The 20,520-nt window shown below is 65.7% G+C and carries 20 protein-coding genes; 13 read left to right on the top strand and 7 right to left on the bottom strand.

Annotated features, from left to right (window positions below):
* Positions 1-103: 103 nt before the first annotated feature.
* Together HK353_RS09740 and HK353_RS09735 are read left to right on the top strand one after the other, a co-directional pair.
* A complete protein-coding gene (locus tag HK353_RS09740; RefSeq protein WP_173155644.1) occupies positions 104-622 on the top strand; it encodes a GNAT family N-acetyltransferase in 519 nt (172 codons plus the stop codon).
* Positions 623-744: 122 nt separating this feature from the next.
* Positions 745-1,755, top strand: a complete 1,011-nt coding sequence (locus HK353_RS09735; RefSeq protein WP_342589876.1) for an FkbM family methyltransferase — start codon at positions 745-747, stop codon at positions 1,753-1,755.
* Between the two features lie 170 nt (positions 1,756-1,925).
* Here HK353_RS09735 and HK353_RS09730 read toward each other — a convergent pair whose 3' ends face one another.
* Positions 1,926-3,098, bottom strand: coding sequence for a M20 family metallopeptidase (locus tag HK353_RS09730; protein ID WP_173155642.1), 1,173 nt, complete (start codon positions 3,096-3,098; stop codon positions 1,926-1,928).
* A gap of 104 nt (positions 3,099-3,202) precedes the next feature.
* Between HK353_RS09730 and HK353_RS09725 the strand changes: the two genes are divergently transcribed.
* Positions 3,203-4,684: a glutamate-cysteine ligase family protein gene (locus HK353_RS09725; protein WP_173155640.1), complete on the top strand. Its 1,482-nt coding sequence runs from the start codon at positions 3,203-3,205 to the stop codon at positions 4,682-4,684.
* A gap of 141 nt (positions 4,685-4,825) precedes the next feature.
* On the opposite strand, the gene HK353_RS09720 is transcribed toward HK353_RS09725, so the two are convergent.
* Positions 4,826-5,131 (bottom strand): cupin domain-containing protein, encoded by a 306-nt coding sequence (locus HK353_RS09720; RefSeq protein WP_173155638.1) that lies wholly within the window; start codon positions 5,129-5,131, stop codon positions 4,826-4,828.
* A 129-nt stretch (positions 5,132-5,260) separates the two neighbouring features.
* On the opposite strand from HK353_RS09720, the gene HK353_RS09715 reads away from it, so the two are divergent.
* The 3 genes from HK353_RS09715 to HK353_RS09705 all read left to right on the top strand — a co-directional run bounded on the left by HK353_RS09715 (position 5,261) and on the right by HK353_RS09705 (position 8,076).
* Entirely contained in the window at positions 5,261-5,833 is a 573-nt protein-coding gene (locus HK353_RS09715) for a peroxidase-related enzyme (RefSeq protein ID WP_217278373.1), read from the top strand.
* Between the two features lie 133 nt (positions 5,834-5,966).
* Positions 5,967-7,100 carry a pyridoxal phosphate-dependent aminotransferase gene (locus tag HK353_RS09710; protein ID WP_245395928.1) on the top strand — a complete coding sequence of 378 codons (1,134 nt, stop codon included), beginning with the start codon at positions 5,967-5,969 and terminating at the stop codon, positions 7,098-7,100.
* Between the two features lie 40 nt (positions 7,101-7,140).
* Positions 7,141-8,076: a DMT family transporter gene (locus HK353_RS09705; protein ID WP_173155632.1), complete on the top strand. Its 936-nt coding sequence runs from the start codon at positions 7,141-7,143 to the stop codon at positions 8,074-8,076.
* A gap of 142 nt (positions 8,077-8,218) precedes the next feature.
* On the opposite strand, the gene HK353_RS09700 is transcribed toward HK353_RS09705, so the two are convergent.
* Together HK353_RS09700 and HK353_RS09695 are read right to left on the bottom strand one after the other, a co-directional pair.
* Positions 8,219-8,578 carry an ArsR/SmtB family transcription factor gene (locus HK353_RS09700; RefSeq protein ID WP_101546621.1) on the bottom strand — a complete coding sequence of 120 codons (360 nt, stop codon included), beginning with the start codon at positions 8,576-8,578 and terminating at the stop codon, positions 8,219-8,221.
* A gap of 100 nt (positions 8,579-8,678) precedes the next feature.
* Positions 8,679-9,266, bottom strand: coding sequence for a peptidoglycan-binding protein (locus HK353_RS09695; RefSeq protein ID WP_217278372.1), 588 nt, complete (start codon positions 9,264-9,266; stop codon positions 8,679-8,681).
* A gap of 151 nt (positions 9,267-9,417) precedes the next feature.
* Here HK353_RS09695 and HK353_RS09690 point away from each other — a divergent pair, with 151 nt between their 5' ends.
* The 5 genes from HK353_RS09690 to HK353_RS09670 all read left to right on the top strand — a co-directional run bounded on the left by HK353_RS09690 (position 9,418) and on the right by HK353_RS09670 (position 14,262).
* Positions 9,418-9,684, top strand: coding sequence for a hypothetical protein (locus tag HK353_RS09690; RefSeq protein WP_173155630.1), 267 nt, complete (start codon positions 9,418-9,420; stop codon positions 9,682-9,684).
* Between the two features lie 325 nt (positions 9,685-10,009).
* Complete coding sequence (locus tag HK353_RS09685; RefSeq protein WP_245395907.1) at positions 10,010-10,645, top strand: HEAT repeat domain-containing protein; 636 nt, start codon at positions 10,010-10,012, stop codon at positions 10,643-10,645.
* A 208-nt stretch (positions 10,646-10,853) separates the two neighbouring features.
* Positions 10,854-11,951: a MerR family transcriptional regulator gene (locus HK353_RS09680; protein ID WP_342589875.1), complete on the top strand. Its 1,098-nt coding sequence runs from the start codon at positions 10,854-10,856 to the stop codon at positions 11,949-11,951.
* A 161-nt stretch (positions 11,952-12,112) separates the two neighbouring features.
* Positions 12,113-13,582 (top strand): LssY C-terminal domain-containing protein, encoded by a 1,470-nt coding sequence (locus HK353_RS09675; protein WP_173155626.1) that lies wholly within the window; start codon positions 12,113-12,115, stop codon positions 13,580-13,582.
* 155 nt (positions 13,583-13,737) lie between these two features.
* Positions 13,738-14,262, top strand: a complete 525-nt coding sequence (locus HK353_RS09670) for an SRPBCC family protein (protein WP_173155624.1) — start codon at positions 13,738-13,740, stop codon at positions 14,260-14,262.
* 69 nt (positions 14,263-14,331) lie between these two features.
* Here HK353_RS09670 and HK353_RS17100 read toward each other — a convergent pair whose 3' ends face one another.
* Positions 14,332-14,919, bottom strand: coding sequence for a MarR family winged helix-turn-helix transcriptional regulator (locus tag HK353_RS17100; protein ID WP_245395906.1), 588 nt, complete (start codon positions 14,917-14,919; stop codon positions 14,332-14,334).
* Between the two features lie 85 nt (positions 14,920-15,004).
* Here HK353_RS17100 and HK353_RS09660 point away from each other — a divergent pair, with 85 nt between their 5' ends.
* On the top strand, positions 15,005-15,952 hold the full coding sequence (locus HK353_RS09660) for a hypothetical protein (RefSeq protein ID WP_173155622.1): 948 nt from the start codon (positions 15,005-15,007) through the stop codon (positions 15,950-15,952).
* A 138-nt stretch (positions 15,953-16,090) separates the two neighbouring features.
* Here HK353_RS09660 and HK353_RS09655 read toward each other — a convergent pair whose 3' ends face one another.
* Positions 16,091-18,040, bottom strand: a complete 1,950-nt coding sequence (locus HK353_RS09655; protein ID WP_281063470.1) for an acetate--CoA ligase — start codon at positions 18,038-18,040, stop codon at positions 16,091-16,093.
* A gap of 104 nt (positions 18,041-18,144) precedes the next feature.
* On the opposite strand from HK353_RS09655, the gene HK353_RS09650 reads away from it, so the two are divergent.
* Positions 18,145-19,494, top strand: coding sequence for a hypothetical protein (locus HK353_RS09650; RefSeq protein ID WP_173155618.1), 1,350 nt, complete (start codon positions 18,145-18,147; stop codon positions 19,492-19,494).
* 12 nt (positions 19,495-19,506) lie between these two features.
* On the opposite strand, the gene HK353_RS09645 is transcribed toward HK353_RS09650, so the two are convergent.
* Positions 19,507-20,472 carry an NAD-dependent epimerase/dehydratase family protein gene (locus HK353_RS09645; protein ID WP_173155616.1) on the bottom strand — a complete coding sequence of 322 codons (966 nt, stop codon included), beginning with the start codon at positions 20,470-20,472 and terminating at the stop codon, positions 19,507-19,509.
* Positions 20,473-20,520 lie beyond the last annotated feature (48 nt).

Here is a 20,520-nt window from a genome sequence, read left to right as displayed (position 1 = left end):
GCCCGGAGATGATCTGTACTGCCCGTGGCCGCAGACGTAATCCTTGACCCCTGGTCCGAACCCGGAGACGATCAGGGCATCTGAATACGAGGAAATCCATCCCATGATCAAGTTGAAAGCACTGACGCCAGCCGACATAGTGGCCCATAACCTCGGCGAGGATGCCGAGACAGTTCGCTGGTTGACTGGCGAGTATGGCACCGAGGAGTCAACCCGTCAACACTTCGAACGATTGGCGAACAACGCGTCCAGCGGACTCGGTGCCAGAGGATTCGGGGTTTGGGCGGAAGAACGTTTGGCTGGCTATATTGAGTGCGATCCGGACCTCGCTGACTTGCCTGCAAAAGGCGATGTCAACGTGTCATACTCAATCCATCCTTGGGCGCGCCGCCGAGGAATTGCGACTGCCGCGGTAGAAATCATCTGCGAATTCATCGCAGCCGTGGAACTCGGGTCGCGCGCGATCGCACGGATCGAGGCAGGAAACACGGCTTCGATCGGCGTTGTGAGCAGACTGGGATTCGAATTCATGGGCACGTATCGATCCAGGACCGACCGGCACCTTGACGGTTCGCCAATGGTCTACCAGGTCTACAGTCGGGATCTTCATCGTCGAATCTGATCATGCCTGGTGCTAGCTTGATGGGTGGGCCTCGGCTTGAACCTAATGAAGAACCCTGGAGCGGCGGGCCGGCGATTGATAGTGTGAACAAAAGTCTTCCTGTCAGCAAGGGGGCCACTGTCGTGAATGATCACCTGCGCACTTTCACCGCGCGCAGACAGTCCTGGTTCGGCCTCAAGCTGCCGGTCAAAACCGCTCTCGCACAACCGGCGCTCCACCCGCTGCTGCGAACGATCGCGCCCCGGATCAGAGGGCTGAAGATCGGTCGCCTTCCCGCACCCATCGAACTCACCGAGATCCGTGGAAGAGCAGGCGGAGCGGAGTTCATCCTCGTCGAGCCCTTCCGGTGCGAGATCGCCAAGGAGTTCTACTGGGGGAGGGGCCGACGCACCGAACCCGAAGACGCGTTCGCCCTCGACCTCATGGTCGCGCTCAGCGCCGATGCCGATGTCTTCCTCGACATCGGCGCCTACACCGGGGTCTTCACCATCGCCGTCCTCGCGGCGAACGAAAATGTGCTCGCCCACGTCTTCGAGATCATCCCCGCCGTCGTCGCGGGCGTGGAGAAGAACGTCGAACGCAACGGCTTCAACAGTCGCGTGACCGTCCACCCGACCGGAGTCGGCAGCCCCGACACCTGGATGAAGGTGCCGATCGGGGACGGGGGATCGGCGCTGCCGTCGTTCTACTCCTCCGATATGCACTTCGATTCCGACGCCGAGGTGCGCTTCACCTCCCTCGACGCACTCCTGCCCGAGGTGCTGGAAGAGACCTCGGGGCGCGATGTGCGGTCGCACGCCGGCGAAGACGTCACGAACGTTTCAGGTCGAGGCGAGGCACCGCGGGTGACGGTGAAGATCGATGTCGAAGGCGGTGAGAACGACGTATTCGCTCACGGGCAGGACTTTCTCGCCGCGCTGCACCCGGACATCCTCTGCGAAGTCCTCGATGACCGCGCGAAACCACGCGAACTCGTGGGCCACCTCGGCGAGCATGGCTACCACTACTACCTCGTCGGCGAAGATCGATTGTACACGCGGACGACGATTCGGCCGGATCCGCAGCTGCGCGACTGGCTGTTCACGCTGAAATCACCGGATCAGATGCGCGCGGCGGGTTACCCAGTCGATTAGCCGCCGAGCTGACCGCGGTTACCGACAGTTAACTGTGCGCAGATTGCACATTCTCGGCTCGAAACTGGCAATCTGCGCACACTTAACTGCGTATGGGAGGCCCCGGCGCATTGGCAGCGGGACTGGGTGGTGGCAGCGGGACTGGGTTGCGGCAGCCCGCCCGACCCGCCTCAGCTCTGCAGCTGATCGGCGATGAGAGCAGCCAGCAGCGCGGTGCGCGGGGCGATCTCGTCGACGACGGCGTGTTCGTGTTCGGCATGCGCCCCATCACCGACGGCGCCCAGACCGTCGAGGGTGGCGATGCCGTCACCGGCGGTGAAGTTCCCATCCGAGGCGCCGCCCACCGACACTCCCTGCGGCGCGGGCAGTCCGAGTTCGCCCGCAAGGGCCGTCGCCCGGTCGAAGAGCGCAGCCGACTGCTCCCGTTCGAATGGTGGCCGGTTGATCCCGCCGAGCACCTCCGTCGTCGAGCCCTCCACCTGCGGCTTCGCGGCCAACTCACGGATCTGCGCATCCACTCGTTCGAGCTCAGCCGCAGTACGGGCGCGCACATCGATGTCCACCCGCGCCTCGGCCGGCACAGTGTTCGACGTGGTCCCCGCGCTGATCACGGTCGGCACCACCGTTGTCCCCGCCTCGGCGTCGGCCAGATCGGCCACCAACGGCAGAGTCAGGGCTAGGGCCATGCCTGCGTTGATGCCCTTCTCCGGTTCGAGGCCCGCGTGCGAGGCCTTGCCGGTGAACTTCAGCACGTAGTTGCTCGTCCCCTTGCGCTCGAGTTTGAGCGCCCCGCCCGCGCTCGCCTCCATGACGAACACGGCCTTCGCCTCGGCCGCCTCGGCGCGGATGAGGTCCGACGAGGACACGGAGCCGATCTCCTCATCACCGGTGACGAGGATCGACAGACCGTCCAGTCCGCCCTCGCCGAGGTGGTCGGCCACCATCGCGGTCGCGTGCACGCTCATGATCGCCCCGGTGAGCATGTCGAAGCTGCCGGGACCGTGGAGGATGCCGTCCTCGGTGGAGAACGGGATGCGGTCGAGGGTGCCGTGCGGCCACACCGTGTCCTGGTGGTTGAGCAGGACGACGCGTGCGGGCCCGGTGCCGAAGCGCAGGCGCAGGTGGGCGGTGCCGTCGACCTCGAGCAGTTCCGCCTCGGCGCCGAGGCGGTCCCCCAGGAGCGCGGCGAAGTCCCGTGCTCCTGCGGCCACGGCCGCCTGGTCATGTGAGGGGGTCTCGATGGAGATGACCCGTTCGATGTCGGCGAGCATGTCGGGCAGGCGTCGCTTCGCCTCTTCGACGAAGTCGGCAGGCTGGGACGTGGGTGAAGTGGTGGTAGTCATAGGGCGAGTCTACGGAAGGTCGGTTGCCGGCATCGCAGGTGTCCGGATGGTGCCTGTGGACGGCGGCCGCGCACAAACCCCGCTGTCTGTGGTTTGCTAGTCCTATGGGTGAGGCAGTCAGCTCGAAGCGGTACACGCCGGAGGAACGCACACTGTATCGGGAGAAGCTCGCGGAGAACCTCGAGCTCTTCGATACCTACCTTCGTCATGCGGATTTCAAATCGGCGGGCACGATCGGGCTCGAGCTCGAGCTCAACCTCGTCGGCGAGGGCAATCAGCCGAGCCTGCGCAACAAGGAGGTGCTCGATCGCCTCGATGACGAGTACCAGTCCGAGATCGGCGGCTTCAACCTCGAGCTCAACCATCCCGTGCTTCAGGTTGCCGGGCGGGGGCTGAAGACCCTGGAGGCCGGTGTCGCCCACCGCTTGGAGAAAGCGCAGAAGGCCGCCGAGGAGGACGGACTCAAGGTGGTGTCGATCGGCACCCTGCCGACCCTGACCACCGAATTCCTCACCGACGAGAAGTGGATGACCGAGGAGAACCGCTACGAGGCGCTGAGCAACTCGGTCATCGACGCCCGCGGCGAGTACGTCCGCATCGAACTCGGTCGTGAAGAGCGGTACAAGACGGAGTTCGCCGATATCGCTCCGGAATCCTCCTGCACGTCGATGCAGCTGCACCTGCAGGTGGCGCCGAACCGGTTCGCCGACGCGTGGAACGCCTCGCAGGCGATCGCCGGGGCGCAAGTGGCGATGGCCGCGAACTCACCGCTGTTCGTCGGCCGCAAGCTGTGGCACGAATCCCGAATCCCGATCTTCGCGCAGTCCATCGACACCCGCACGCCCGAACTCGTCAACCAAGGTGTGCGTCCCCGCGTATGGTTCGGCGAACGGTGGATCACCAGCGTCTTCGACCTCTTCGAGGAGAACGTCCGCTACTTCCCGCCGCTGCTGCCCGAGATCAAGGACTTCGTCGAATTCCGTGCCGCCGATGCACCGAAGCTCTTCGAACTCAATCTGCACAACGGCACGGTGTGGCGCTGGAACCGCCCCATCTACAACTCCGGAGACGGAGGCGCGCACATCCGGGTCGAGAACCGACTGCTCCCGGCCGGTCCGACACCGGTCGACATGGTCGCCGACGCCGCCTTCTACTACGGACTGGCCGAGTTCCTTGTCGGGGAGAACCGTCCCGTGTGGTCGCGGATGTCGTTCGCCGAGGCGGAGGAGAACTTCAACGCCTGCGCCAAAGACGGAATCGAGGCCCGGGTGACCTGGCCGAAGATCGGACGCATCGGCGTGGCCGACCTCGTGACAGATGTGCTCGCACCGCAGGCCAGGCGCGGACTCTCACGACTGAACATCGACGAGGACGTCATCGACGAATACATGTCGATCATCGAAGGTCGTGCCGAAAGCCGTGTCAACGGTGCAACCTGGCAGCTGAAGGCCCTCGAGTCCCTCGCGCCCGGCAGCCGCCAGGACTCACCCGAACGCGCCGAGGGCATCACGGCGATGATGGACGCCTACCTCGCGAACCAGACGAAAGGGAAGCCCGTCCACACCTGGGAGATCCCTACCCGCTGAGGCTGATTTCTCGTCGCCTCTGAGGCGCTCGGGTGGTGTGCCTCGAGCTGGATTGTCTCCTGTGGGTGGATCCACACCGATATCGCAGCAGAATTCGAGGTGGATCCACCCACAGGGAACGTGCTTGATGAACGACTTCGTTCAGAGGCTCTCGACCTCGACGAAGACGACGTCGGCGCTGCCTCCGGGGTTCGAGACCTCGTGTTCCGATCCTGCCGGACGCGTGTAGGAGACTCCGGCCTCGAGTTCGGCGCGGATCTCGGTGCCGTCCGAATTGCGTACGAGCATCGTGTCCGTGACCATCGGCACGACGACGTATTCGTACTCGTGCTTGTGCATCGGGATGACGCCGTCGGGGCGGATCGTCCACTTCGTCACTCGGAACACGCCGTTGTCGAGCTGGACCTCGCCGGTCGAACCGGTGTCTGCTGCATTGTCTGCGGTCATGGTGATCTCCTTCGATACGCGAGCGGCTCCGGTGGAATCGAGTGGAAGCTGGGACGGACCTGACGTCTTCACTGTATCGCCCTGAGATGGCTCGACTTGAACCGATCCACCCGGGCTAGCATGAGTGATATGCGATACCCACTTGCTGACATCGACAACGTCGACGATGACATCCGCGCCCAGATCCTCGAAGTCGCCGAGAAGTCGGGCTTCGTGCCCAATGTCTTTCTCGCCCTGGCCCGCCGGCCGGACGAATTCCGCGCTTTCTTCGCCTACTATGACGCGCTCATGGAGAAGGAGACGGGGAACCTGACCAAGGCCGATCGGGAGATGATCGTCGTGGCCACCTCGGCGATCAATCACTGCCTCTACTGCGTCGTCGCGCACGGAGCGATGCTGCGGATCTTCCAGAAAGACGCGCTCATCGCCGATGTCGTCGCCACGAACTACCGACAGGCTGATATCAGCCCACGTCAGATGGCCATGATCGACTTCGCCGTCAAGGTCTGCGAGGAACCATGGGCCGTGGGCGACGCCGACCACCAGAGGCTTGCCGACCACGGATTCGACGCCGAAGACGCCTGGGACATCGCCGCGATCACCGGCTTCTTCGGCCTGTCCAACCGCATGGCCCACATCTCCGGAATGCTCCCGAACCCGGAGTTCTACACCCTCGGCCGCCTCCCGCGTGAGAAGAAGTGAACCGATGACCTCATCCACCCCCGCCGAGGCGGACCCCACCACCCGTGCCAACGCCGTGTCCGGTCCGGCCGCCTCCGCCAAAAACATCCCGGCTGCCTCTGCCCGGTCCGGGCTCGTCAAACCGTTCGCCGCGATGGGCATCGTCGCCACCGTCGGGCAGATGCAGCGCGCCGGTCGCGACACGATCGCCATGTGTCTGGGCGAACCGACCCAGGGCGCGCCCAGCCCCGTGCTCGCCCGTGCCGCCGAGGTCATGACCGACGGCACCGGACTCGGATACTCGCCGATCTTCGGCATCCCCGAACTGCGCGAAGCCATCGCCTCCCACTACCGCGACTGGTACGGACTCGACATCGCACCCGACCGCATCGCCGTGACGACCGGATCCTCCGGCGCCTTCCAGACGACGTTCCTCACCTGTTTCGACGTCGGCGACCGGGTGGCCCTGGCCCGACCCGGCTACGGCGCGTACAAGAACATCCTCGCGGCACTCGGCTGCGAGGTCGTCGAACTCGACTGCGGTGCCGACGAAGGGTTCCAGCCCACCGTCGACCTCTTGGCCGCCGCCCATGCGAAGGCCCCGCTCAAGGGGCTCATGCTCGCCTCGCCTGCGAACCCGACCGGCACGATGATCGGCCCCGAGGCGCTCGGCCGCCTCGTCGAGTGGTGCCGGGACAACGGGGTGCAGGTGATCTCCGACGAGATCTACCACGGCATCAGCTACATCGGCACCCGCGGAGAATGCGCACTCGCCCACGACGACAATGCGATCGTCATCTCCTCGTTCTCCAAATACTGGGGCATGACCGGTTGGCGCCTCGGCTGGGCGATCCTGCCCGAAGCGCTCGTCGCCCCGGCCCAGAACGTCACCGGCAACCTCTCCCTGTGCGCCCCGGTTCCGGCGCAGTACGCGGCGGTCGCGGCTTTCACGGACGAGTCCTATGCCGAATGCGAGGCCGCAGTGGCTTCGTTCGCCGGTGCACGCGAACATGTGCTGGGTGCCGTTGCCGACCTCGGCTTCGGCGAGATGGCCCCACCCGACGGCGCCTTCTACATGTACGCGAGAGTCGACGACATCCTCGACCGCGCAGGACTCGCCACCGCCGGCCAGTGGTGCGCGCAGGTGCTCGACGCCACCGGCGTCGCGCTCGCCCCCGGTGACGACTTCGACTCCGTAGACGGCCCCCGTTCGGTGCGCCTGTCGCTGGCCGTCGGAGCGGACCGCACGGCCGAAGCCATCGACCGCATCCTCGACTTCATGGGCTGAGCCCCGAACGTCGTGAGATGAGTTCCGACAAGGATATCCGATGAGCGCCGAGGATGTGCCGTCGGGAGGGCCGCCTCCAACGCCAAAGTCCTTGCCGGTTCTCGGCATCATCCTGGCCGCCGTCCTGCTCGGATCGGCCGGATTGTTCGTCATCCTCGCCGAGGCTACCGCTCCCACCGCTGCCTTCCTGCGGTGTTGGATAGCGGTCATTGTGCTCGCCCCGTTGGCGGTGCTCGAGCTGCGCCGGCACGGCCGTTTCCCGCCGAAGGCGATCCTCATCGCCGCGGTCTCCGGAGCGGCGCTCGGAATCGACTATGTGCTGTGGGCGCAGAGCGTGCTCGACGCCGGTCTGGGCGTGTCCACGGTCCTCATCAGCGTGCAGGTCATCGTGTTCCCGGCGCTGGTGTGGGTGTTCGGCGGGTCCCGGCCGGGATGGCTGTTCATCTGCTGTGTGCCGATCATGATCATCGGCATGCTGCTGACCGGGGGAGTGTTCGGCGCCGACGAGACGGCAGCGAATCCGATGCGGGGAGCGATCTTCGGGGTCCTGTCCGGTGTGCTCTACGGCGTCTACATCTTCGGCATCCACCACAGCCGGAAGGTCGCCGGAGACTTCGTCGTCGCCCCGGTCCAGGTGGGCACGATTGCCGCCGGGATGATGACCGCGGTCGCCGGGCTGACCCTCGGCGGACTCGACTTCGACCTCGGCTGGGCCGGTTGGGGCTGGATGATCGCCCTGGCCGTATGCGGTCAGGCGCTGTCGTGGGTGCTGCTGAGCATCTCCAGCCCGCTGGTGCCGGTGCCGATGACCGCGGCGCTCATGCTGCTCCAACCGCTGTCCGCAGTGGTGCTCGGATCCCTCGTTGCCGGGGAGCGGCTGCAGGCGGGCCAGTGGATCGGCGCCGTCCTCGTGGCCCTCATCGTCTGGGTCGTCGGTGGAGGACCCGAGGCTTTGACACGTCGGCGCCGTCGGTAGGGGTGGGCTGCCTCGGCGAGGGATTCGCTGCTGTGGGCTGGGAACGGTGGGCCGCCTCGGCCAGAGATTCGCTGCTGTGGGCTGGGAACGGTGGGCCGTCTCGGCGAAGGAATCGCTGCGGAAGCAGCGCCCCGGGTGGAACTCAGTGTTCGTGGGCCTCGATCGTGTGGGCGATGGCGTCGACGATGATGTGGGCGACGTGGTCGTCCTTGAGCGAATAGTAGGCTTCGCGGCCGATCCGATTCACTCCGACGAGGTGGAGTCCGCGGAGGAACTTCAGGTGCTGGGACACCAGCGGCTGGGACAGTCCGGTCGCCTCGACGATGTGGGTGACAGTGGCCTCGCCGTGGGTGAGGACGAGCAGCATCTTCAGCCGGGAGGGTGTGGCAAGTGCCTTGAAGAGGTCGGCAGTCTCGGTGATGGCTTCGAGATGGTCCTCGGGATTGAGCAGGAGCTGCTCGACGTCGTCATTGACGGGAACGGAATCGGGAACGGAAGCCATGAGTGCAGATTACCGGACAACCGGGGTGGTCGTGCGATATCCGGCACTGTGGAGTGGTCGTGGCTGTCGCGGGGTTCGGGCGGTCGGAGCTGCCCGCGCCTCAGTCGAGGGCTTCGACGTCGGCCTGCGATCCGAGGAGGTCATGGGCCAAGGACTCCCACTGCCCATAGGCATCTGGCAATGCTGAGCGCTGCACGGACTGTGCGGCTTCGGTCGGCGACATCGAATCCCAGCCGTCGATCTGATTGAGGCCGGGGTTCTCGACCTCGGGGTTGATCCCATAGAACGCCTTGGCCGCGTAGATGGGATCGGTGAGCTGATGGGGCTCGCCCCAGCCCTGTGAAGGACGCTGCTGGAACAGGCCCACCGAATCACGATCGCCGGAATCCAGATTGCGCAGCGAAGACTCCTGCAGCGCCGTCATCAGGGCGATCCTGATCGCATGGTCGTCGAAGTTGCCGCCGCGGCCGACGCCGATGATGAGCCGAGCATTGTCGATCTGCTGCTGACTGAGCTGGTTGACCGAAGCCATCTGCATCTGCCTGATCTTCGTGGACCCGAACGAAATGGGGGAATTGAGGATGATGACGGCGCCCACGACCAGTGCCATCACTGCAGCCCCGAGCCCGATGAGGGCACCAGTGAGCACGGACCGGCGGCCCTTGCGAGATGATGTCAGACGAGGCATGAATATAACGATAATGCAACAAACTTAAGACTGCATGAGGCAACGCCGAGGTTCTTATCACAGGAAGGTCACGGCCGAGTGGCGGTGAGGGGGCGAGCGGAGCCGAGTGCGGACCGGTTTCGGATGACCCCGCACAGCTTAGGCTTGAACCATGGTGAGAATCGTTCGGCGCAACAACCGCCCACCTCTGATGACCTGCCTCATTGTGGTCTTCTCCTTCGTCGCTCTCGGCATCCTGACCGTTGCCGGCATCCTCGTCGCCGTCATCTTTCTGTCTTCGGAATCGTCGTCGACAGGTTCATCGCCGACCTCGGACTCCTCGTCGATCGGATCCTCATCCTCCGATTCCGACTCGGACGGCGGCCCCGGTCCGAGCACCACTGCTCCGGTGTCCGGAGGTTGGACGAGCGGAGGCTGAGTCTCGGGCCGCGGCTGAGTCCCTGGTAGGACGGGCGAGCAGCATCGTCGGCACCCATAGGCGAGCGGATAGAGGCCCGTCAGCGCCGATGCGAAATCCGGCGAGGTGTTCGAGTCCCCGGGGCCATCGATCATGAGGTACTGCGATTCCGGCACCTCGATGAGGTCGAATCGCCCCTGCTTCGCGCAGAAACTCGGCAGCGATCTCTTGAAATCGATCTTGTCCATTCGAGGCTCCGCTCCAGGGGTGGGAATGAGTTCAGTCTGATCTGCTTGACCTTGACACGATGTCAGGGTCTTCACTGAGTGACAAGGAGGTGGAGACCATGACACATCCACTCAACAGCCACCAGCGCCTGCAAGCGGCGATGGCTATCGGCACCCGGGCCGAGCCCCGTGACCTCGACGTGCTCATCGCCCGGTGCCGCATCGAACCGGACTTCTTCGTCCGCGACATGCTCACCTGGGCGCTCACTCGACTGCCCGCCGACGACACCGTTGCCCGCCTCGTCGCCGAACTCGACTCGCCGCTGCCGCAGGCGATCAGCCAATCCCTGCACACCCTGTCGAAGATCGGTGACGTCCGCGCCTGGCCGGCCATGGACCCGGCCCGGATCGGCAACGCCCTCATCGCCCATGCCGACACCGAGGTGGCCCGCAGCGCGTGGAGAGCCGCCGTTGCCCTTGTGCCCGGTGAAGATCGTGATGAGCTGGCATCCGCCCTGGTGGCGCAGTTGGGGCGAGGGGATCTCGAGATGCAGAAGAGCCTCAGCCGAGCGATTGTGGCCCTCGGCGAGGATCTCGTGTCAGTGGTCGATGAGAGGCTTCACGCAGAGGACGACACAGTGCGGGCTCACGCCATGGCGACCCGGGACATGTTCGATGACCCGGATGCCGGCTTCGCCCACGTCTTGGACGCAGCCAAGCGGGTGGTCGCACTGGGGTCCGAGACCACGGTCTAGATCGGCACAGGGAAGGTCCGATCGTGCGTGTGCCGACGGGTGGGGCAAGCCCGCCGACACACGGCCGAGGTCTCGGATCCCTTCCTTCAGGGCGCTGTTCCAGCACCTGTGCGAAGTCCGCCTGCGACCGTTGAGCGATGTCCGAAAGGTCCCAGGCATCGGTGAACTTCGGAACAATGCACCCGGAGCGCCGCGATTGCGGCATAGAGTGGCTGACAGCAGAGAAGAGGTGACAATGCTCATCGGCGAAGTGGCCCGGCGCTCCGGCGTGAGCGCACGCATGCTGCGCCACTACGAATCATTGGGCCTCGTCTCGCCCAGCCAGCGGACGCCTGCCGGCTACCGGGAGTACTCCGATGCCGATATCGGGCGCATCTTCCACATCGAGGGTCTGCGCAAACTCGGGATGTCTCTGACCGAAGTCGGTCGGGTGTTGTCCGAGCCGGACTTCGACCCCGGCACAGTGCTCGGGGACCTCATCGACCAGGCACGTGAGCGGATCGCGGCCGAGCAGCGTCTGCTCGACCACCTCCAGTCCGTCGCTCGGCTCGGTCGAGCCGACGGCGAGTCTCTCCTGTACACCATCGATCTCATGCGCTCTCTCGAATCCGGCGATGCCATCCAACGGCACAAGGCCGCACTCGGCAGCGGAGTCGACGGAGGAATGCCGATCGAGGCCCTGTCGCAGGCAGTCCTGCAGGAGACCGTGCTCAACGCGGCCGGGGCCATGCGGTGGGCGCTCGCCCAGGCCAGTGCCGAGGCCGTGCCCCATGTGGTGGTCGGAATGGACGACGCATCTGCCCAAGTGCGTCGCAATGCACTGCTGGCCCTCGACGAGATCCGCAGGACCACACCTGATGAGAAACTCGACTCACGCTCGATTTCGATGATCCGGCAGGCGCTGGACAAGGGACTCGACGATGTCGACCCTGATATCCGCAGCATCGCCGCACTCACCCTCGGCCGCTCAGGTGATGAGAAAGCTGTACCCGTGCTGCTCGACATGGCAATGAATGGACCGAAGGACATCGAGGCCGCCGAGACACTCGGCTTCATCGTCGACGCGACCGGACCGACTGCCGACATCGGCGAACGGGTACTCACCGAACTGCACCGACAAGCGGACTCGAACGATCCGCAGATACGGTTCCGAGTGCTCCAGGTCCTCCTCGAGATGTCCGGCGACCGCAGCGGTGACCTCATTGCCGAGCTCAGCGACGACGACAGCCCGGAGCTCGCAGCCACCGCTCTCGCCGCACTCGGTCGCCGCCGACGGGAGCAGACATCGAGCAAGGGACGAACCTGACCGATTCCGGTCGGGCCGCCTCGGTGAGGGGAAGACGGGAATCCGCGTTCCGGCCGCCTCGGTGAGGGGAAGACGGGAATCCGCGTTCCGACCGCCTCGGCGAAGGGATGTCGGGTCTTCCTCATTCCGGCGGCTGAGCACTGATCACTAAACTGGCCCTCATGACAACGGGCGGGACGACGGACGGAACGGATGCGGCCGGTGCGGCGGTCGGGCAGAAGCGGCGGCTGAGGCAGCCGTTCGTCTATCGGCGACACCACTTCACGCCCACCGGGGTGCTCGACTACCTGTTCTTCCTGTTCGCCGGCGCTGCCTCGACTTGGCTGGCGCTGCTCATCCTGCTCAAGGGATTCAGCCTCGGCTGGTGGCAGGTGCTCACGCTGCTCGTATTCTGGGGAGTCGTGTCGTACCTGGCTCTGCCCCGGCTGCACCGCATCCTGTCCCAGATCTATGTGCCGAACTACTTCATTGGCCGCACTCGCACCTCTGACGGTCTGCTCGGCGATCCGGTCAATCTCGCCTGGCGCGGTGAGGAAGCGCAGATCCACCATGCGATGCGCGAAGCCGGATGGATCCTCGCCGACAGCATCACTCCCGCATCGACGTGGGAGATCATCCGGTCGACGGTGACGAAGCGCAGCTACCCGCAGGCTCCGGTGTCCCCGCTGCTGCTGTTCGGCCGCCGTCAGGACTTCGCCTACCAGCAGGAAGTCGACGGAGACCCGGGCCAGCGCCACCATGTGCGGTTCTGGAAATGCCCGCGCGGATGGCTGCTGCCCGGCGGACATCAGGCCGATTGGCTGGCCGCCGGTACCTATGACAAAGCCGTCGGCATCTCCCTGTTCACCCTCCAGCTGACCCACAAGATCGAAGAGAACACCGACGTCGAACGAGACCATATCGTCGACACAGTCACCCGTGCCAATGAAGTGATCGCGGTCGATCGGATCAAGGACTTCTCCACCGGATACCATTCCCGCAACGGCGGCGGCGATGCGATCATCACCGACGGGCACCTGCCGATCGTCGACGTCACCGAGGTGGTCGCCGACGAGGCCGATCACCCCGAACGCCTGGAGCTGGCGCTCGACGCCACCCGCATCTACTCTGATTCACGCAGCGTGTCCGAAGTCACGAAGACGCTGTGGCGACAGCGCCCGCTGCAGACCGTCGTCGGGGCTGCCCTCGTGCTCGTCCTGCTGCTCTTCCAAGCGTGGGATGTGATCAGTATGCTCCTCGATTGGAACGGACTGCGCTCCGAAGTCGTCGGCTACAGCTCGGACATCGCAGCCATCAGCGACGACACGGCCACGCGCATCGTCGCTGGAGTCCTCGTCGGCGTCAGCCTCCTCATCGGGTGTCTGCAGGTCATCGCCTCGACGTCGGTGTTCCGCGGCAGCAACCGGGCCAGGCTGTGGATCCTCACACTCTCGACGATCTCCGTGATCGTGTCGATGACGAACTACTTCACCGGAGACCGCGACCTGGCGACGAACATGTATGCGCTGACGACCATCGCCATGCAGGTGGCGGTGCTGCTGGCGCTGTCGAGCGACTCCTCCCGAATGTTCACCCGGTTCAGCACGGCAGCTCTGCGTGCCGAACGACAGGACCGCGCCCTCGAGGACTGACGCGGCGGGTTCCCGCCCTCGAGGACTGACGCGGCGGGTTCCCGCCCGCGAGGAACGGGGCGGCGGGTCCGTGTATTCTGACCGTGTCCGATCCACTCCGCACTCCGCACTTCAGCTTGACGACGAGGTTGGACCACGCACGAAGGCAGGACTCCATGACCGAGCAGACCCCCGATGCTTCCGTGTTCGATTCGATCGACCCGGTCCTCAAGGTCGTCACTGCCGAGATCGAGATCTCAGCTCCCGCCGAGGCGGTCTTCGAACTCATCGCCGACCCGCAGCTACAGCCGGAATGGGACGGCAACGACAACCTCGGCTCGGCCGTCGAGGGCCAGCGAGTGCAGGGGGCCGGGGGCTCGTTCATCGCGACTCTGACCAAGGGCGTGGACCGGGAGAACCACATCGTCGACTTCGCCGAGGGCAGGCGCATCGCCTGGAAGCCCTCCGAAGTGGGTGGAGAGCCGTTCGGTCAGAAGTGGGTGTGGGACATCGAACCGACCGGGGACGATACGGTCCTGGTTCGTCACACCTATGACTGGACCGAGCTGCGCGATCCGAAGCGTCTGTCGCGGGCGCAGTCGACGACCGCGGCGAATCTGCTCGCCTCGCTCAAGAGACTCAAGCAGCTCGCCGAAAGGCTGAGATCAGGCGCCTGGCTGACAGCCGCGGCCGAGGCCTGACTGCTTACCGCATCCGAGAGCCCGTTCCGCCGGGACAGCAGTCCGGTCAGAACAGACGGATAGCGGCGCTCACTTCGGCCAGGCGTCGGCGAGGCGCGTGAGCAGCGATGCCAGCTGTGCCCGTTCGTCCTCGGTGAATGTGCTCAATGCCTGATCGACGTTGTCACGCTGGGCGCCGCGGAATCTGTTGGTGATCGCGCGGCCCTTGTCCGTCAGCGCGATGAGGGTTCGCCGGGCATCATCCGGGTCTGCCTCGCGACGCAGTAGGCCGAGCTCGACGCCTTGGGATACGAGCCTGGACGCTCGCGGCTGATCGACGCCGATCGCATCGCCGAGTGCGCTGACTCCCAGCGCCGTGCCCGCCTGGACGAGTGAGACGAGCAGACGGATGAGCGCACGCCCACGGCCGTGTGCGGCGAACGGTCCACCGGGATGACGCTTGCCGCCGAAGGGGAAGTCGTCTGAGTTCCGGCCGCCGCCGAATCCACCACGGTCTCCGAATCCACCGCGTTCACCAGAGCCCCCGCGCTGGCCAGGGCCGCCGTGCTCTCCGAACCCGCCGAAGGGGCCGAATCCGCGCGGACCGCCGGGCCCGCGCCGCCACTGCAGGCGGGTGAGCGCCTCGGCGATCGCCTGAATGTCATCGTTCGTGCTCATGATTCGATTTTACATGCCACTTGACATGCAATCGAATTGCATGTCATTCTGCATATACATGTCAGATGACAACTGAGGAGATGACATGACTGCACACAATGACTTCAATGACGACAACGACGACTTCACCACCCCGACCGGAGGAGCCGGTGCAGCAGGTGCCGATGACCGGAAGGACTCGCCGAATACCGACGAGAACACTGCTGCCGGCGATGCATCGCGCCCCGAGGCCGATCGCGACCGATCCGGCGAAGCGGACAAGGCCGAGGCGACAGAGAATGATTCGGCCGCACGCACTGAGCCCGTGAACGACGCCGAATCCGGCGACGGCAAGGGCGATGACACCGAGGCCGATCTGCCGCAGCTGCTGCGCGAGTTCAGCCACGTGCTGCGTCGCGAATTCCGTGCGGCCGCCGCCGACTCCGGATTCGACCCCCGCGAATTCGGACGTATGCGGCGAGGGCGTCGCCGCTGGGATTCCGATGAGGTCGTCGCCGACGGTGCCGCCTACCCGGAAGAGCCTGTGACCTACGGTCCGCCGCGTGGCCGAGGTGGATGGGGACCATCGAAGAACATCGATCCCGAAGAGCTGCGCCAGCGCTTCCGGGATATGCGCGACGGAGTCGGCGACCGCGTCGAAGAGGTGCTCACCTCCGAAGAGTTCGAGAACCTCAAGGCCTCGCTGTCGAAGATCGTCGACAACTTCGGTTCCGACCGCTGCGGAGACGACTCGGACCGCCATGACGGACCGCACGACCGCGAACACCCCCACGACCATGACGATCACCGAGGCGGCCCTGACCGTCGCAAGGCTCATGGACCCCGCGGTGGGAACGGCGACCGCGACCGGCGCCGCGGGGGAGGCCGCGGACGGCGGGGGTTCGGCCCGAGCTTCGGTCCCGGCTTCGGCCCGGGCCGACGAGGATTCGACCCCTTCGGCTGGGCCGATGAGCGCCGCAGCCGCGAGCAGGAGGTCCAAGAGGCCTTCGAACGCGGATTCGCCGCGGGCTTCGAAAAGGGACGCAACTCGTAAGCGGCTCCGCCGGTGGAGTGCTCTCCGCCGGCGGCCGCGTCTGCGTCTGTGCGCCGAGACTCCCGGCACGGTGCCCAGGTGTGTCCACGGCACTTTTGCCGGAGCAGCGGTCATGCGACGGTACGGGCCGCTGACCGCTCAGCCGCGGGAGAGCACCGCCCCGATGTCATCGAGCACGCTGCGATCCTCGATCGTCGACGGCACTGCCGGATCGTCGACGCCATCGGCGATCTGGCGCATCGTCTTGCGCAGGATCTTGCCCGACCGGGTCTTCGGCAGACCCGCGACGATGTCGACCCGTTTGAATGCGGCGACCGGCCCGATCTCTTTGCGGACGAGCGCCACGAGTTCGTTGATGACGGTGTCCGGGTCGGCCGCCGCGGCGGAATCCCCGAGTACGACCAGCGCACGTGGGATCTGTCCCTTCATGTCATCGTGGGCGCCGATGACAGCGGCCTCGGCCACGGCCGGGTGGGAGGCGACGACCGCCTCGATGATGCCGGTGGACAGGCGGTGCCCGGCGACGTTGATGACATCGTCGGTGCGACCCATGACGAAGACGTACCCATCCTCATCGAGATAGCCGGAATCGCCGGTGAGGTAATAGCCGTCGAAGGCAGCGAGGTAAGAGGAGATGAACCGCTCGTCGTCACCCCACACCGTGGCCATGGTGCCCGGAGGCAGCGGCAGCCGGATGACGATGAGTCCTTCCTCCCCAGCGCGAACGGGCTGACCGCCGGGGTCGACGACCTCGACGTGGAAGCCGGGATTCGGCTTCGTCGAGGACCCCGCCTTGAGCGGGAACCGGGTCAGTCCCAGCGGATTCGCCGTGATCGGCCAGCCGGTCTCCGTCTGCCACCAGTTGTCGACGACGGGGACGTCGCGTCCGGTCGCCTCGGCGAGGATCTTCGTCGTCCACTCATACGTGTCAGGATCGAGGCGCTCGCCGGCGAGGAATTCCGCACGCAGACTCGACAGATCGTACTTCTTCATCAGCTCGCCGTTCGGGTCCTCCTTGCGCACCACGCGCATGGCGGTCGGGGCGGTGAAGTGGACGTTGACCTTGTGCTGCTCGATGGCGCGGAAGAAGGCTCCGGCATCGGGTGTGCCCACGGGTTTGCCCTCGTAGAGCACCGAGGTGACGCCGGCCAGCAGGGGTGCGTAGATGATGTATGTGTGCCCGACGACCCACCCGACGTCGGAGGCTGTGAACATCGTGTCGCCCGGGTGGAGGCCGAAGACGGTCGGCATCGAGAAGGCTCCGGCCACCGCATATCCGCCCGAGTCGCGGACGATTCCCTTCGGTTTGCCGGTAGTGCCCGAGGTGTAGAGGACGTAGAGCTCGTCGGTGGCTTTCACGGTCACCGGGTCGATGCCCTCGGGCGTCTGGGCGAGCAGTTCGGCGTAGTCGAGGTCGTTCTCGCCGAGTTCGCAGCGATGCTCGTCGCGTTGGACGATGACGGTGAAGTCAGGTTTGTTCTCAGCGATCTCGATGGCCTCATCGAGCATCGGCTTGTATTCGAGGACTCGGCTCTTCTCGACTCCGCAGGAAGTGGAGATGACGGCTTTCGGGGCGGTGTCGTCGATGCGCACGGCGAGCTCGTTCGGGGCGAAGCCGCCGAAGACGACCGAGTGGATCGCGCCGAGGCGGGCGCACGCGAGCATGGCCACGGCTGCCTCGGGGATCATCGGCATGTAGATGACGACGCGATCGCCCTTGGTCACCCCTCTGTCCGCCAGAGCCCGAGCGAAGCGGGAGACCTCGTCGAGAAGCGCGGCGTAGGTGATCGAACGGACGGTGCCTGTGACCGGCGAATCGTAGATGATGGCTGCCTGGTCGCCGCGGCCGTTCGCGACATGTCGGTCGAGCGCGTTATAGCAGACGTTGAGCTCGCCGTCGGGGAACCAGCGATAGATCGGCGCATTCGAATCGTCGACGGCCTTCGTCGGCTCGGTGACCCAGTCGATGTGGTTCTTGGCCTGCTCGAGCCAGAAACCGTGCGCGTCCTCGGCGATGCGGGCCACGATGTCGTCGTAGCTTTCAGCGGAGTTCTCGATGGTGGTGTTCATGCTCCTATTGTGACTCATGGCACAGTTGCGTGCCGAGGTGGGGCACATCCTCGGGGATAGCCACCGGCACGAAAGTGGACCCATTTCCCTGCACTCGGACCAGGAGAGGGCACAATGGGGATATGAGATTCCTGGTTGCACTGATCCTCGGCCTCGCCGTCATGTTCGGTTTGAACGCCATCTTCGACTTCTTCGCGATGGCACGACCGTGGGGTTCGATCCTCATGGGCCTCATCGTCGGGCTGACCATGCTCGTCGTCCTGCTCATCTGGGAGGCCGTGCGCCCGACCCAGCCGAAGGGCGAATCGGCGAAGGCCAAGGCGAAGGCGCAGAAGAGCGAAGACGAGCGGGCGAAGGCCCGTGCCGAACGACGTGCCCGACTCGCCGCCGAGGCGGGAGTGAGCCTCGAAGGCATCGACGGCGCCCTGCCGGGCTCGACCGCCCGATCGTCCGAGGCGGCCCCGTCGGTTGGGTCCGCCGAGGAGGCTTCCACTGAGGGCGCATCGGCTCAGTCGACACCCACCGAAGCGGTTCCGACTTCAAGCGAGTCCGCCGGCAGTGCGACGGCTGAAGGCTCGGACGTGGCTGAGGCCGCGGAGACGACCGAGGGCGAGGAATCTGCTGAGACCAGCGCCGCAGCCGACGGTGCGGCGACCGCTGCGCCGAACGAGGCGACGACCGCTGGGTCGGACGAGGCGTCTGAGACCGACGCGGCCGAGCACGCAGCTGAACAGAACAGTGAGAAGGACTCGTCCCTGGAGTCGGACGGAACCGAAGGCGACGAGGCCTCGACGGACGGGGAGCGACCCACCGATTCTGCGAAGCCCGCAGTGGTGGTGAAGCCCGCGCAGTCGGCAGCGCCCGTCGCCTCCGCGCAGCCATCCGCCTCCGCACCGTCCGGTGGCTCCGAAGCCGCCGACGCCAGCGGCGCAGACACCGAAGCGGGAAGCACCCGCGTCGGTGACACCGAAACCGCCGGCACAGCCGCTGTCAAGGATGAACCGGATCTGCCCGCTGAAAAGCCTGCCGCGCACCCAGAGGATTCGCCCGAACTGCCGCCGCCTCCGCCGATTCCGCCGTCGTTCCCGGCTCAGCCCACCAGCGCCCCACAGGCCGGTGCACCCGATACGAAGAACGACGACATGTCCGCGGCTCCGTCGCTGAATAAGGACGATGTCAGTGACAGCGGGTCCGCCTCGGCGTCCGACCCCGAACTCGAAGGACCGGCCGAAGACCCGGCGACGCTCGCCCCGGGGGAATTCGACGAATCCGCCAGCGGCTCCTCGCTCGAGGAACCGCCGATCGGTGAACCGGGGATGTCAGCCGACGCGCTCTCCGGCAAGATGCCGGACGAGGCCAAGGAGTCGGCGGACTCGGCCGAGGAAGAGCTTGCCGAAGACGAAACCGCGGACGACCAGTCTCCTGAACGGGAGGAACCGTCGGCCGAGGAGAACAACCAGTACCGGCTCTGAGCCGGCACACCCTCAGGCGTAGTGCGCGGCGAGGATCTGCAGGCCCTCTTCGATGCTGACGCGGGGAGTCCACCCGAGGACTTCCTGCGTCCGCCGCTGATCGAACCAATGCGCGGTCGACAGCTGTTCAGCGAGGAACCTCGTCAACGGCGGTTCGTCGTCATGCTCTCCGAGCTCCCACACCTTTTCGACCACAGACCCTGCTGCCAGCGCCGGCGCCACCGGAATGCGAAGCTTCGGCTCCGCCGCACCGCCGGCGATCGCGATGCGTGACATCAGCTCACCGATCGGCCGAGGCTGGCCGTTCGTCACCACCAATGCCTCACCATGGGTGGAATCGACTGCGGTCACCGCCGTGACGATCGCCTCCACTGCATTGTCGACGAACAGAGTGTCGACCAGCGCCGCTCCCGAACCGAGCATCGGCATCCGTCCCGATCGCGCACGGTCGATGACCCGTTCAGTGAGCTGGGCATCACCGGGACCCCACATGAGGTGCGGACGCAGGACGAGCACCCGGAAGTCGGACGAGTCCGCGCCCAGAGCAATCCGCTCACCGGCCCCCTTCGTCCGCGCATACTCGCCGCGCGCGAACTCGGGAGACGCCGGTTCGGCACCGTCGCCGATGATCGACTCACCGGTATGCGCCACCGACGGCGAGGAGATATGGACCAGCCGCTGTACGCCGGCGGCCCGAGCAGCGTCGACGAGGGTGCGGGTGCCGCCGATGTTCACGGCCTCGAATTCCTTGGGATCGCCCATCATGGACACCTTCGCGGCCAAGTGCACGACCGCCTCGGCGCCGGTGACGGCCTGATCGACGGCAGCCGCATCGGTCACCGAACCGATGACATCGACGGCACCGTCGACCCCTGAGGGACGGCGCTGCAGGGTCGTGACCTCGTGACCGGCGGTGACGAGCGCACGGGCGACGGACGAACCGAGCAGCCCGGAGGCTCCGGTGACGGTGATTCTCACTTCAGCTCCTCGTGAATGGGGACGACGCAGATTCGGGGGTGGCGCAGA

This window comes from Brevibacterium permense, from assembly GCF_013280495.1.
In the GTDB taxonomy this organism is placed as follows: domain Bacteria; phylum Actinomycetota; class Actinomycetes; order Actinomycetales; family Brevibacteriaceae; genus Brevibacterium; species Brevibacterium permense.
Note: the sequence above shows the minus strand (reverse complement) of the source record. Positions and strands in the feature narration are given on the sequence as shown.